The sequence below is a fragment of the Spongiactinospora sp. TRM90649 genome (assembly GCF_029382225.1).
In the GTDB taxonomy this organism is placed as follows: domain Bacteria; phylum Actinomycetota; class Actinomycetes; order Streptosporangiales; family Streptosporangiaceae; genus Spongiactinospora.
Genome location: NZ_JARLTC010000019.1, coordinates 179,318 through 191,610, shown reverse-complemented (window position 1 = coordinate 191,610; position 12,293 = coordinate 179,318). Strand labels below are relative to the sequence as shown.

Here is a 12,293-nt window from a genome sequence, read left to right as displayed (position 1 = left end):
GCCGCTCATGACGGTACTTGACAACAGGGTGGTGACCGCTGCCTCCGATGAGGAGGCCGCCGATCCCCGTGACCCCCGGGTGCGCCTGACCGCGCTGCTCGACGAGGGGTCGCTCCGCCTGATCACTCCCGAGGACAAGAGCGGCGTCCTGGCCGCGATGGGGCGCGTCGAGGGCGTGCCGGTGGTCGCCTTCTGCAGCGACGCGCGGATCCAGGGCGGCGCGATGGGCGGCGAGGGCTGCGAGCACATCGTGCACGCCTACGACGTCGCCGTCCGGGAGCGGGTGCCGATCATCGGCGTCTGGCACTCCGGTGGCGCCCGTCTCGCCGAGGGCGTGGAGTCGCTGCACGCGGTCGGCCGCGTGTTCGCCGCCATGACCAAGGCGTCCGGCGTCGTGCCGCAGCTCTCGGTCGTGGTGGGCCCCGCCGCCGGAGGCGCCGCCTACGGCCCCGCGCTCACCGACATCGTGGTGCTCGCCGACCAGGGCCGCATCTTCGTCACCGGCCCCGACGTCGTACGCAGCGTGACCGGCGAGCAGATCGACATGGCCGCGCTCGGCGGCCCCGAGCCGCACAGCAAGCGCAGCGGCGTGGTCCACGTCGTGGCCAAGACCGAGGCCGAGGCACTGGTGCAGGCCAGGCGGCTGGCCGTGCTGCTGGGCCACCAGGGCCGGATCCGCGCCACAGAGGTCTCCGAGGTCGACTTCGGCGACCTGCTGCCCGACTCCCCGCGCCGCGCCTACGACGTCAAGCCGCTCGTGAAGGACCTGCTCGACGAGCCGGGTGTGGAACTGCACCCCAAGTGGGCGCCCAACATCGTGACCACCCTCGGGCGGCTGGCCGGCCGCACGGTCGGCGTGATCGCCAACAACCCGATGCGCCTCGGCGGGTGCCTCGACTCGACCTCGGCGGAGAAGGCCGCCAGGTTCGTCCGGATGTGCGATGCGTTCGGGGTGCCTCTGGTCGTCCTCGTCGACGTGCCCGGCTACCTGCCCGGCGTCGGCCAGGAGCACGACGGCGTGGTGCGCAGGGGCGCCAAGCTGCTGCACGCCTTCGCCGAGGCGTCCGTGCCGCGCGTCACCCTGGTCACCCGCAAGGCGTACGGCGGGGCCTACATCGCGATGAACTCCCGCTCGCTGGGCGCCACCCGCGTGTTCGCCTGGCCGACCGCCGAGGTGGCGGTGATGGGCGCCAGGGCCGCCGTGCGCGTGATCAAGCGCCGCGAGCTGGCCGCGGTGCCCGAGGAGGAGCGCGCCGCCCTCGAAGACCGGCTGGCCGAGGAGCACGAGAAGCTGGCGGGCGGCCTCGACCGGGCCCTCGACCTCGGCGTGGTGGACGAGGTCATCTCGCCCGCCGCCACCAGGGGCGCCATCGCCAAGGTGCTCGCCCAGGCCACTCCGGCCAGGGGCGCGCACGGCAACATCCCGCTCTAGGGCTTACCAGACGGCGAAGCCCCCGCACCGATCGGTGCGGGGGCTTCGCCGTACCCGCCGGCGGGTGTGCGGCTTCCCCGACCGCGCACACGCGCGACGTGCCAGTGGACCCCTCCCGCCTCACACGGCGGCGTGCAGCCAGCGCACCGGCGCGCCGTCGCCCGCGTAGCGGAAGGGCTCCAGTTCCTCATCCCAGGGGCGACCGAGCAGCCTGTCGAGCTCGTCTTCCAGGACGGTCCTGCCCTGCCCCGCCGAGAGCATGGCGGCGCGCAGGCGGTCTTCGGGCACCAGGATGTCGCCCGCGGCCCCGATGACCGCGGTGAACGCCCCGAGCGTGGGGGTGTAGGCGTGCCGGGCGCCGTCGGCGCCCGGCGAGGCGTCCTCGGTTATCTCGAAGCGGATGCGTTGCCAGCCCATGAGTGAGGACGTGACCGCCGCGGCGGTACCGGCATGGCCCTCCCACTCGGCCTGCGCGCGCACGGTGCCGGGCGCGGCCGGCTGCGGGGTCCACGTCAGGTCGACGGGCACGCCGAGAACGCCCGCGACCGCCCATTCGATGTGCGGGCACAGCGCAGGCTGAGCCGAGTGGACGTAAAGCACGCCACGAGCAGACACCGGACCTCCCGTTTCGGTACGAGGTGCGCCTTCCCCAACGGCCTCGTGCTGGGATGATCACTAGTGACTGTAGGAGAGACTACCGTCGGTCGTGACGTGACACCAGGGGCGGGTCATACCTATGTGTTGCGCCGGGGGCACTTGACACGTCACCGGCGCAAGCAGGATACACTCCGTGACCGATCGATTACTCATCGATGACCCCACGCGGAGCCGCCGTGCACACCGACATCGCGATCGTGGAACGCCCGGACGGGCCGCCCTCCCTGATCCGCCCAGGACAGCTCATCACCGACCGTCGCGGCGCCCGCGCGGCCGAGCGATGGATCCGCGCCGCCTCCTCGGCGGGCGGCGTCCGCACGGTGTGGCTGAACCCCGGTCTCGATCCCCTCCGGATCGCCGCCGACCTGCGGGCGCGCGGCCATCTCGCCTCCGCCAACCACGTGTTCGTCGGGCAGCCGCTGTGGTTCGGCGGCCCCGCCTCGCGGCCGGTGCCCGCCGATCCCGTCACCTGGTCCCCCGAACCGGCCGGGCCCCGCGCCGTGACGGTGGCCGTCCTCGACACCGGGATCGCCGGGCACCCGTGGTGGCGGCCCAGCCCGTGGTTCGCCGAGGTCGGCCACGCCGACGGCGAGACCCCCGACTCCGACGGCGACGGCCGTCTCGACACCCAGGCGGGCCACGGCACGTTCATCGCCGGGCTCCTGGTGCGCGGAGCGCCCGGCGTGCGCCTGCGGGTCTCGCGGGTGCTCGACGGCCACGGCGTCGGCGACGAGGCGGGGGTGCTGCGCGCCCTCGACCGTCTCCGCCACGATCCCCCGGAAGTGCTGAACCTCTCCTTCGGCGGCTACACCCCCGACGACGCGCCGCCGCCGCTGCTGGCCGCGGCGCTGGCCCGGCTGTCCACACGGGGCGGCGGCGGCACGGCGGTCGTCGCCTGCGCGGGCAACACGCCCTCGGCTCGCCCGTTCTGGCCCGCCGCGCTGCCCGAGGTGATCGCCGTCGGGGCGCTCGACACCGCCGGCCAGTCCGCCGCGCCGTTCTCCGCGCACGGCCCGTGGGTCGATGCCTGCGCGCCCGGCGAGTGGCTCACCAGCAGCTTCCTGCACACGGCCGGGTTTCGCGGCTACGCGCGCTGGAGCGGCACCTCCTTCGCCAGCGCGCTGGTGTCGGCGGCGATCGCCGGCACGCTCGGGAGCGACCTCGCCTCCACTCCCGGCGAGGCCGCCGTGGGTTTCCTCGCCCCGCCGGGCGGCCACCCGGTCCCCGGTCTCGGGGCCGCCGTCCCCTCCGGCCTCTGATCGCGAGAGGCGGGCGACGCGCATGACAGACGACCGCGCGCACTCCCGGGGCGGGGTCCGTGACCTCGACCTGGAGGCGTTGCTGCCGGCCGCCGCCGAAGGCGACCAGGGGGCGTGGAACGCCCTGGTCGACCGGTTCGGGGCGGCCATGTGGTCCGCCGCGCGGGCCTGCGGCCTGGCCTCCGCCGACGCGGAGGACGCCGTGCAGGCCGCCTGGCTGCGGCTGCTGGAGAGCATGACCACCATCCGCGAGCCCCGTGCGGTGGGCGTGTGGCTGGTCACCACGACCCGCAGGGAGGCCGTCCGGCTGGCCCGCAGGCGGCGCCACGAGTGTCCCAGCGCCGATCCCGGCCTGGACGATCCCCCGGGCGCCCCCGGCGACCCGGTCGCGCGGGGCTCCGCGGGCGTCGCCGCCGATGTCGCCGCCGCCGTCCTCGACGCCGACGAGGCGGGGCGGCTGTGGCTGGCCGTGGAGTCCATGTCCGAGCCGTGCCGCAGCCTGCTGCGGCTGATGGCGACGACGCCCGACGCGGGCACGGCGCGGATCGCCGCGCGCCTGGGCATGCCCATGGGCAGCGTCGGCCCCACCAAGGGGCGGTGCCTGCGGCGGCTGCGGCGCATGGTCGCCGCCCAGGGGGGAGACCGATGACCGACGACGAGGCCACCCTCGCCGCGCTGCACCTGGCCGCCGCCCGCGATCCGGTGCCCGGCCACGTGTCACGCTCGGCCCGCGAGGTCTACCGGCTGCGCGTGGCGGGCGCCGTCACCGCGCGGCGGGTCCCCGTTCCCCCGGGCTCTGGGGCGCGCTCCGCGCCGCCGGCCGACGGCCAGGCCCTGCGCTACCGGTTCGCGGCCGACGGCCTCGTGGTCGACCTGGAGGTCGCCGCCTGCGGCGGGCTCATCGAACTGGCCGGGCGGGTCACGCCGCATCCCGGGCCCGGCGGCCGGGTCGAGATCCGGACCTTCCACGACACCCATCCGCGCCCGCTGCCCGCCACCGGCCAGTTCGCCGCCTCCGGGCTGCCGCCCGGCTGGTACAGCGTCGTCTGCCACCGCCCGGACGGCCCGCCCGTCGCCACCCGCTGGACCCGCCTGCGTCCCTGACCAGCCGCCCCAGGAGTTCCGCCCATGCCGATCCTCTCCCCCGTGCCGAAAACCCGGCCGGACGGCGCGCTCGCCGCCGCGCGGCACGCCGTCCTGTTCAGCGCGGTCGATCCCGCCCGGGGCTGGCAGCGGGCTCGCGACGTGCTGGCCGAGGCCGAACGCGCCGGAGACCTGGAGGCGCGGGTGGTGGCCAGGCGGGCGCTCGCGCTCGCCGCCCGCGAGCTGGGCGATCTCCCGCTCGCCGGTGAGGAGCTGCGCAGGGCCGTCGCCGAGGGCACCACGGCCCCGCCGCAGCGCGCCGCGCAGGCGCGGATGTCGCTGGTCACGGTGCTCACCGAGCTGGGCAGTCCGGCGGAGGCGCTGCGGGTGGCCGACGCCGCCGAGCCGTACCTGTGCCGGGTCGAGCGCGCCAAGCTCGACTCCCAGCGCGCGGTGGCGCTCTGCCGCCTGGGCCGGCTCCGCGAGGCGCTGGCCCGTTTCGACCACGCGGTGCGGGTGCTGACGCCACTGGTGGCCGGTGGAGGCGCCGACGAGCTGAGCGTCCTCGACCACGTAAGGTTCCTCGCCGGGGCGCTGCTCAACCGGGGCATCGCCGCCGCCTACCTGGGCGACCACGATCGGGCGGAGGCCGACCTGCGCCACTGCCTGGCCCTGGCCGAGGGCGGCGGGCTCGGCCACCTGACCGCGCTGGCCAGGGCGAACCTGCCGTTCGTGGCCGCGCGGCGGGGCGACATCTCCGGGGCCTTCGCGCGTTACCGCGCGGCCGAGAAGGCGCTCGCCGCCTACCCCGAGCGGCTGGCCACGATGCGCTGCGACCTCGCCGACGCGCTGGTGGCGGCCCACCTGCCGGGCGAGGCGCGGGCGCTGCTCGACATGGCCGTGCCGGAACTGGAGTCCGCAGGGGCGCTCGGGGCGCTCGCCGAGGCACGGCTGCTGCTCGCCCAGCTCGAACTGCGCACCGGGGCGGCCCACCAGGCGGCGGTCACGGCCGGACGCGCCCGCGCCGAGCTGGCCGCCCAGGGGCGCGCGGGCTTCCTGCCGCTGGCCGACGACGTGATGCTGCGGGCGGGCCTGGCCGCCTCGCGCCCGGACGCGCCCCGGCTCTCCGCCATGGTGGCCTGCGCCGGGGAGCTGTCCGTCGTGCCCTGGCCCGGCGCCGCCGACGACCTGCGCCTGTGCGCGGCGGAGGTCGCGATCGAGCTGGGCCGAGCGCGGACGGCCGAGCGCCTGCTGCGGCGGCTCTCCCGCGCGGCCTCGGGCGCCACGACGAGGCAGCACGCCGTCGCGATGGCGCGGGCGCTGCGCGGCGACCACGAGGGCGCGCTGCGGGCGGCGGCCAGGGGGCTGGCGCACGTGGGGGCGTCGGCGGCGCTGGTGGGCGAGCCGGTGACCCGCGCCCACGCGGTCAAGGCGGGCGAGCGGCTGGCGGCCTTCGGCCTGTCGGTCGCGATCGGAACCGGGCGCGGCCGTACCGCGCTGACCTGGGCGGAACGCTGGCGGGCGGTGGCCCGCACCGGGCGCCCCGACTCCCCCGACCTCGCCGAGCTGCGGGCCGCCCTGGGCGAGACCGCACTGGGCGAGGGGGTGCTGGTCGAGTATCTGGGCCACGGTGACCGCCTGGCCGCCGTGGTGATGACCGGCGACGAGATCGCCCTCCACCCGCTCGGCGACGGCCGGGCCGCCGTCGAGGCCGCGATCCGCCTGCGTTACGCCCTGCGCCGCGCCGCCCTCCGCGACGGCCCGGAGTCGATCTCCGACGACGAACCGGTGCTCGCCGAGGCCGCCGCCGTCGACGCGGAACTGCTCCACCCGCTGGCCGGTCACCTGCCGCCGGGCCCGCTCATCGTGGTGCCGCCCGGCCCGCTGCACGCCCTGCCCTGGCCGGTGCTGCCCTCCCTGGCCGACCGGCCGGTGTGCGTGGCCGAGAGCGCCGCCGCCTGGCTCGCGCACGACCGCGCGGCGGCGTCGGCCGCCCCCTCGGGCGTCGTGGCCGTGGCCGGGCCGGGGCTCGCGCACGCGCGGGTGGAGGCCGACGCCGTCGTGGCCAGGCATTCCGGCGCACGACGGGTGCCCGCCCGCGCGCCGGAGGTGCTCGCCGCGCTCGATGGGGCGGCCGTGGCCCACCTGGCCGCGCACGGCACCTTCCACGCGCACAGCCCGCTGATGTCCAGTCTGCTGCTCGACGACGGGCCGCTGATGGCCTACGACCTGCTGGGCCTGGGCAGGCCGCCCACGCTGGCGGTGCTGTCGGCCTGCGACGGCGGCATGGCCCGCACGCCGACCGACGGGCGTCCGCTGGGCCTGGCCGGGGCGCTGCTGGAGCGGGGCACGGCCTGCGTGATCGCCGGGACCACGCCGGTGCGCGACGACCAGGCGCTCGCGCTGATGGCGGCGCTGCACGACCTGCTGGCCGCCGGCCGGCCTCCGGCGGCGGCGCTGACCGCCGCCTCGGCCGCCACCGGCGTGCGCGGGTTCGTCTGCCTCGGCGCGGGGCACCGTCCCCTCCCCCGAGGGGACGGCGGGTCAGCCGGTGGCGATGGGGCGGTCGGGTGAGGTGATCCAGTCCGACCAGGAGCCCGGATACAGCGCGGCGGGGATGCCCGCGAGTTCGAGGGCGAGGACCTCGTGCGCGGCCGTCACGCCAGAACCGCAGTAGGCGCCGGTCTTGACCGAGGAGGAGACGCCGAGGGCGGCGAAGCGCTCCCGGAGCCTGCCCGCCGCCAGGAAACGGCCTGATTCATCAACGTTGGCCGAGGTGGGGGCGCTCACCGCGCCCGGAATGTGCCCCGCGACGGGATCGACCGGCTCGACCTCTCCCCGGTAGCGCTCGGCGGCGCGGGCGTCGAGCAGCACGCCGTTCGCCGGGAGCGCGCCGGCCTCGTCGGCCGACAGCACCGGCATGCCGCCGGGCCGCGCCGTGAAGTCGCCCGGCTCGACGACGGGCGCCGAGGTCTCCACCGGCAGGCCGATGGCCGCCCAGGCGCGCAAGCCGCCGTCGAGCACCCGCACGTCGGGGTGGCCGAAGTAGCGGAGGGTCCACCAGGCGCGGGCGGCGGCGGTGGAGTCGGCGTCGTCGTAGACGACCACCGGGCGCGCGGCCGAGACGCCGAGGCGGCGCATGGCGGCCTGGAAGCGCGCGGCGCTGGGCAGCGGATGCCGCCCGCCGGGGCCGGGCGGCGCCGGAGGCTCGGCGAGGTCGGCGTCGAGATCGCAGAACACCGCTCCGGGCACGTGGCCCTCACTGTAGGAGTCGATGCCCGGCGGGCCCGCCAGCCGCCAGCGGACGTCGAGCACCGCGGGCGGGCGCCCGGACCCGCTCAGCCCGGTCAGCGCGGTGAGCGCGGCAGGTGTGATCAGCATGGTGATCAGATCCTTCCCGGGCCGTGCCCGGTCGTGGCGCTACGACGTGGAGCGGGCGGTGGACTCCGACAGGGCCTTGGCGAAGCTGAGCACGTGCGCGACCGCCTCGGCGCCGTCGGCTGCGTCGCTCACCCGCAGCGACAGGTCGTCGGCGGTGATCGCGCCGGTGTAGCCGTGGTCGGCCTCGCAGTTCTCGTCGCCGCAGGTGGCGGGTTCGAGATCGACGTGGGAGATGCCGCCCCAGCCGATGTTGAGCGTCGCCTCGGTGGGCGGCACCCCCGGGGCGTAGGTCGCCGGATCGGGCACCACCCTGGTGACGGCGACCGACTGAATGCGGCTCAGGCGCACCGCCTCGGTGGTGGTCGAGGCGTGGGCCACGGCCACGCCCTCTGCGGGCGGATGTTCGTCGGTGTGGCAGACCAGAAGCCGCGTCGGCGTGAGCACCAGCACGGTGACGTGCCTGCGGACTTCCATGGCCGGGTCGAAGGTCGCCTCGTGGTGCACCACGTAGGCGTCGACCCCCTCCTTGCCCAGCGCGGACTCGACCGCGTCGGCCACGAGGTCGGGGTAGTAGCCGCTGCGGTCGATCGCCTCGCGCAGGCCCGCGGCCGAGACTCGGGTTTCCCTCATGGGTCCATCCTGCCCTGTCCGGGGTGCCGCTTTCACCCGGCGCGGCGTGGCCGGGCCCGGGCGTGGCGGCCTCGCGCTATGCCAGGCGGCGCGGCCCGCCGTCCAGGCGGGGGCCGGAGGGGTTGCGCAGCACCGCGCGGGCCCCGAGCACGGTCACGCCGCTCTCCCCCACCAGGACGGGGTCCAGGTCGAGGCGGCTGAGTTCGGGCAACTCATCGGCCATCCGCCCGGCGAGCACCAGCAGCTCCCGCAGGGCGGCCACCGCGACCGGCGGATAGCCGTACTCGCCGAACAGCAGCGGGGCCGCCTTGATCGACCTGATCAGCTCGGCGGCGTCGCCAGAGGAGAGCGGGGCGAGGCGGTAGGCCCGGTCGCCGAGCAGCCTGGCGGTTACCTCGCCCAGGCCGAACGACACCACAGGGCCCGCCGCCGGATGCTCCACCACGTTGATCACGGCGGGCACGGCGGGCTGCGGCGCCATCCGCTGCACCGCGATCGGGGCGTCGGGGCCGAGCTGGGCCGACAGGTCGGCGTACGCCTGGCGCAGGGCGTCGGGGCCGGACAGGCCCAGGCGGATGGTGCCGGCGCGGCTCGCGGCCTCCGGGTCGGCGGCCTTGACCACGACCGGCCAGCCCAGGCGTTCGGCGATCTCGACGGCCTCGCCGGGGCCCGCCGCCAGGGGCGACGGCCAGACCCGCACGCCGTAACAGCCGAGCAGCAGGGCAGCGTCGAGCTCTACCGGGCCCTCGCCGCCATCCAGCGTCCGGTGCACCAGGTCGCGGGCCTGGGCGGTGCCCTCGCCGCCGCCGCTCGGCGGGTGGTCCATGGGGCGCTCGCGCCACATCGCGTGCCGTACGGCGTGCGCCAGCGCGCGGACCGCCTCCTCAGGAGCGGCGTAGGACGGCACGGACCCGCGTCCCGGATCGCGCCCGGGACCCTCGCGGCTCAGCTCCGGCAGCATGCCGAACCGGCCCTCGAACGTGGCCAGCACCGGTTTGCCCGGCCGCTCGGCCGAGACTCGCAGCAGTTCGGCCGCCACACCGGCGGCGTCGCGCGGGATCGGCGGCATGTAGATGACCACGACGGCGTCGACCTCGGGGTCGGCGAGCCGCCCCGCGAGCGCCTCGCCGAACTCGGCGGCGCCCGCCTGCGCGCCGATGTTGACCGGCGGGCGGGGTTCGAGACCGGCCGTGACGCAGGCGTCGCCGGCCAGCAGCGCCAGGGCGTCGGAGTTGCTGACCACGCCGACCCTCGGCCCGGCGGGCAGCGGCTGGTAGGCCAGGAGCTGGGCCACGTCGAACTGCTGGGTGAGGTCGTCCACCCTGATCACGCCGGCCTGCGCGAACAGCATGCTGAGCGCGGCGTCGGGCAGCCCGAGCACGGGCGCGGCGTGACCGGCGGGCACGCCGCCGCTCTTGACCACCACGACCGGCTTGCGGCGCGAGATCCGCCGGGTGAGCCTGGCGAACTTGCGCGGGTTGCCCAGGGACTCCAGGTAGAGCAGGACCACCTCGGTCGCGGGGTCCTCCTCCCAGAACTGCAGGAGGTCGTTGCCGGAGACGTCGGCGCGGTTGCCCGCCGAGACGAAGGAGGAGATGCCCATGTTGCGCTCGGCGACGCGCTGCAGCAGCGTGGTGCCGAGCGCGCCGGACTGGCTGAAGAAGCCGACGCGCCCCCGCGCGGGGATGGTCGCGGCCAGGGTGGCGTTCAGGCGCACGGCGGGGTCGGTGTTGGCGATGCCCAGGCAGTTGGGGCCGACCACGCGCAGGCCGTGCGCGCGGGCGATACGGACCAGCTCGTCCTGCCGGGCGCGGCCCTGCGGGCCGGTCTCGCCGAAGCCCGACGACACCACGATCAGCCCGCGCACGCCCTTCTCCGCGCACTCCACGACGACGTCGAGCACGCCCTCCGCCGGGACGGCCAGCACCGCCAGATCGACCTCGCCGTCGATCGCCGTGACGCTCGGGTAGGCGCGCACCCCCGCCAGCGCCCGCGCCTCACGGTGCACCGGGTAGACGGGACCGGCGAAGTCTCCGGCGAGCAGGTTGCGCAGGACCGTGTGGCCCACGCCGCCGGGCTCCCTTGAGGCGCCGATGACTGCCACCGAGCCCGGCGTGAGCAGCCGCTGGATGGAGCGCGACTCCGCCCGGTGCTCGCGAGCGGCGGTGACCTCCTGGGAGGTCTCGGTGGGAGTCAGGTCGAGCGTCATCCTGACGACGCCGTCGGCGAACCGGCTCTCGGCGGTGTAGCCCGCCTGGCGCAGCACGCCGGTCATCCGGCGGTTGGCGGGCAGCACGTCGGCGACGAACCGGACGATGCCGCGCTCGCGGGCCGTGGCCGCCAGGTGTTCCAGCAGCACCGAGGCGACGCCCCGGCCCTGGTGGGCGTCCTCGACCAGGAACGCGACCTCCGCCTCGCCGTCCTCGATCTTGTCGTAGCGGATGACCGCGACCATCTCGTCACCGATGGTCGCGATGAGCGCCACCCGGTCGGTGTAGTCGACGTTGGTGAACCGCTCGACCTCGCGGTCGCTCAGGCGCGGCCGGGGGCCGAAGAAGCGGAAGTAGATCGTCTCCTCGGAAAGCCGGGAGTAGAAGGCCAGGAGGCGGTCGGCGTCGGCCGGACGAATCGGCCGGACGTGGGCCGTGCCGCCGTCCGCGAGGACGACGTCGGCCTCCCAGTGCGCCGGATAATATGCCTCCACGAGACGCCTCCACTGTCACACCCTCAGTCCCGAGGGTAAACCGACATCTCAGGTGACATGACCATGCGGTCCCGTTCAACAACGCTTGTGCATCGACTGCCGCCCACTCTCGGGTCTCTGGCCCAAAGGCCCGCCGGAAACTGTTAGGTTTCTCGGCGTCAGACGTGAGGCGTGAGGGCAGTGCAGCAAGGCGGTGACGTCATGACCCGGGTTGTGGTGGTGGGCGATCTCATGACCGATGCGGTCGCGCGCGCCCGCTTCCCGCTCGCCAGAGCCAGCGACACTCCAGCGATCGTCACCATGCACGGTGGCGGTTCCGGAGCCAATGTCGCTTCCTGGCTCGCGGTCGAGGGGGCCGATGTGGCCTTCATCGGCCGCAGGGGCGCCGACATCACGGGGCGCAACCGCGACATGGAGCTCATGGGCTACGGCGTGGACGCGCGACTCGTGATGGACCCCGAGCGGCCCACGGGCACCTGCGTGGTCCTGGTCACCCACAAGGGCGAGCGCACCATGCTCTCCGACCCGGGCGCCAACGCGGCCCTGTCTCCCGAAGACCTGCCGCGTGACCTGTTCGCCGCGGGCGGTCACCTGCACCTGTCCGGCTACACCCTGGTCAACGAGGGCTCACGCGACGCCGGGATGACCGCGCTCGACCTGGCCAGGCGGGCCAACATGAGCATCTCGGTCGACTCCGCCTCGGCCGCGCCGCTGGAGCGCACCGGCGCCGAGCCGTTCCTGGAGTGGACCCACGGCGCCAAGCTGCTGTTCGCCAACATCGACCAGGCCAAGGTGCTCACCGGGCGCGACGACCCGGCCGCCGCCGCCAAGGTGCTGACCGCGTGGTTCCCGCAGGTGGTCATCAAGATGACCGCCGAGGGCGCGCTCTGGTACACCAACAGCCGCAGCGAGCCGGTGCGGGTACCCGCCGAGCCTGTCGACCGGGTCGTCGACGGCACCGGCGCGGGCGACGCCTTCGCCGCGGGCTTTCTGCCCGTGTGGCTGGAGGGCAAGCAGCCGACCGACGCCCTGGCGTCCGGGTGCCGGCTGGCCGCCAAGGCGATCTCCCACCTCGGCGCGCGTCCCCGACTCTGAAGCCCGGCCTGCCGTCCTGAGGCCCCGCGCTCGGCTTTTCGGGCTCGTGCCT

General features: G+C 75.6%; 10 protein-coding genes. 6 read left to right on the top strand and 4 right to left on the bottom strand.

The window, feature by feature from the left end; genetic code table 11:
* Positions 1 to 7: 7 nt before the first annotated feature.
* The gene (locus P3X83_RS22665; protein ID WP_277307169.1) at positions 8 to 1,432 is read left to right on the top strand and encodes a carboxyl transferase domain-containing protein; all 1,425 of its coding nucleotides are present in this window, start codon (positions 8 to 10) and stop codon (positions 1,430 to 1,432) included.
* 120 nt (positions 1,433 to 1,552) lie between these two features.
* On the opposite strand, the gene P3X83_RS22660 is transcribed toward P3X83_RS22665, so the two are convergent.
* Positions 1,553 to 2,047 (bottom strand): DUF3145 domain-containing protein, encoded by a 495-nt coding sequence (locus P3X83_RS22660; RefSeq protein WP_277307168.1) that lies wholly within the window; start codon positions 2,045 to 2,047, stop codon positions 1,553 to 1,555.
* Positions 2,048 to 2,244: 197 nt separating this feature from the next.
* Here P3X83_RS22660 and P3X83_RS22655 point away from each other — a divergent pair, with 197 nt between their 5' ends.
* The 4 genes from P3X83_RS22655 to P3X83_RS22640 are packed head-to-tail and all read left to right on the top strand — an operon-like array spanning position 2,245 to position 7,005.
* Positions 2,245 to 3,348 carry a S8/S53 family peptidase gene (locus P3X83_RS22655; protein WP_277307167.1) on the top strand — a complete coding sequence of 368 codons (1,104 nt, stop codon included), beginning with the start codon at positions 2,245 to 2,247 and terminating at the stop codon, positions 3,346 to 3,348.
* 22 nt (positions 3,349 to 3,370) lie between these two features.
* A complete protein-coding gene (locus P3X83_RS22650; protein ID WP_277307166.1) occupies positions 3,371 to 3,997 on the top strand; it encodes a sigma-70 family RNA polymerase sigma factor in 627 nt (208 codons plus the stop codon).
* Entirely contained in the window at positions 3,994 to 4,452 is a 459-nt protein-coding gene (locus tag P3X83_RS22645; RefSeq protein WP_277307165.1) for a hypothetical protein, read from the top strand. The genes P3X83_RS22650 and P3X83_RS22645 overlap by 4 nt, the downstream gene beginning before the upstream one ends.
* Before the next feature lie 24 nt (positions 4,453 to 4,476).
* On the top strand, positions 4,477 to 7,005 hold the full coding sequence (locus P3X83_RS22640; protein ID WP_277307164.1) for a CHAT domain-containing protein: 2,529 nt from the start codon (positions 4,477 to 4,479) through the stop codon (positions 7,003 to 7,005).
* On the opposite strand, the gene P3X83_RS22635 is transcribed toward P3X83_RS22640, so the two are convergent.
* The 3 genes from P3X83_RS22635 to P3X83_RS22625 all read right to left on the bottom strand — a co-directional run bounded on the left by P3X83_RS22635 (position 6,976) and on the right by P3X83_RS22625 (position 11,146).
* Complete coding sequence (locus tag P3X83_RS22635) at positions 6,976 to 7,812, bottom strand: sulfurtransferase (protein WP_277307163.1); 837 nt, start codon at positions 7,810 to 7,812, stop codon at positions 6,976 to 6,978. The two genes, P3X83_RS22640 and P3X83_RS22635, sit on opposite strands and share 30 nt — an antisense overlap.
* A 39-nt stretch (positions 7,813 to 7,851) precedes the next feature.
* Positions 7,852 to 8,442, bottom strand: coding sequence for a DUF5998 family protein (locus P3X83_RS22630; RefSeq protein ID WP_277307162.1), 591 nt, complete (start codon positions 8,440 to 8,442; stop codon positions 7,852 to 7,854).
* 76 nt (positions 8,443 to 8,518) lie between these two features.
* Positions 8,519 to 11,146 (bottom strand): bifunctional GNAT family N-acetyltransferase/acetate--CoA ligase family protein, encoded by a 2,628-nt coding sequence (locus P3X83_RS22625; RefSeq protein WP_277307161.1) that lies wholly within the window; start codon positions 11,144 to 11,146, stop codon positions 8,519 to 8,521.
* A gap of 201 nt (positions 11,147 to 11,347) precedes the next feature.
* Here P3X83_RS22625 and P3X83_RS22620 point away from each other — a divergent pair, with 201 nt between their 5' ends.
* On the top strand, positions 11,348 to 12,241 hold the full coding sequence (locus P3X83_RS22620) for a sugar kinase (RefSeq protein WP_277307160.1): 894 nt from the start codon (positions 11,348 to 11,350) through the stop codon (positions 12,239 to 12,241).
* The last annotated feature ends 52 nt before the right edge of the window (positions 12,242 to 12,293 follow it).

Coding starts and splice junctions, on each gene's coding strand:
- P3X83_RS22635 (WP_277307163.1), bottom strand. CDS start 7,812: ATGCTGATCACACCTGCCGCGCTCACCGCGCTGACCGGGCTGAGCGGG.
- P3X83_RS22620 (WP_277307160.1), top strand. CDS start 11,348: ATGACCCGGGTTGTGGTGGTGGGCGATCTCATGACCGATGCGGTCGCG.
- P3X83_RS22655 (WP_277307167.1), top strand. CDS start 2,245: ATGACCCCACGCGGAGCCGCCGTGCACACCGACATCGCGATCGTGGAA.
- P3X83_RS22650 (WP_277307166.1), top strand. CDS start 3,371: ATGACAGACGACCGCGCGCACTCCCGGGGCGGGGTCCGTGACCTCGAC.
- P3X83_RS22630 (WP_277307162.1), bottom strand. CDS start 8,442: ATGAGGGAAACCCGAGTCTCGGCCGCGGGCCTGCGCGAGGCGATCGAC.
- P3X83_RS22665 (WP_277307169.1), top strand. CDS start 8: ATGACGGTACTTGACAACAGGGTGGTGACCGCTGCCTCCGATGAGGAG.
- P3X83_RS22640 (WP_277307164.1), top strand. CDS start 4,477: ATGCCGATCCTCTCCCCCGTGCCGAAAACCCGGCCGGACGGCGCGCTC.
- P3X83_RS22645 (WP_277307165.1), top strand. CDS start 3,994: ATGACCGACGACGAGGCCACCCTCGCCGCGCTGCACCTGGCCGCCGCC.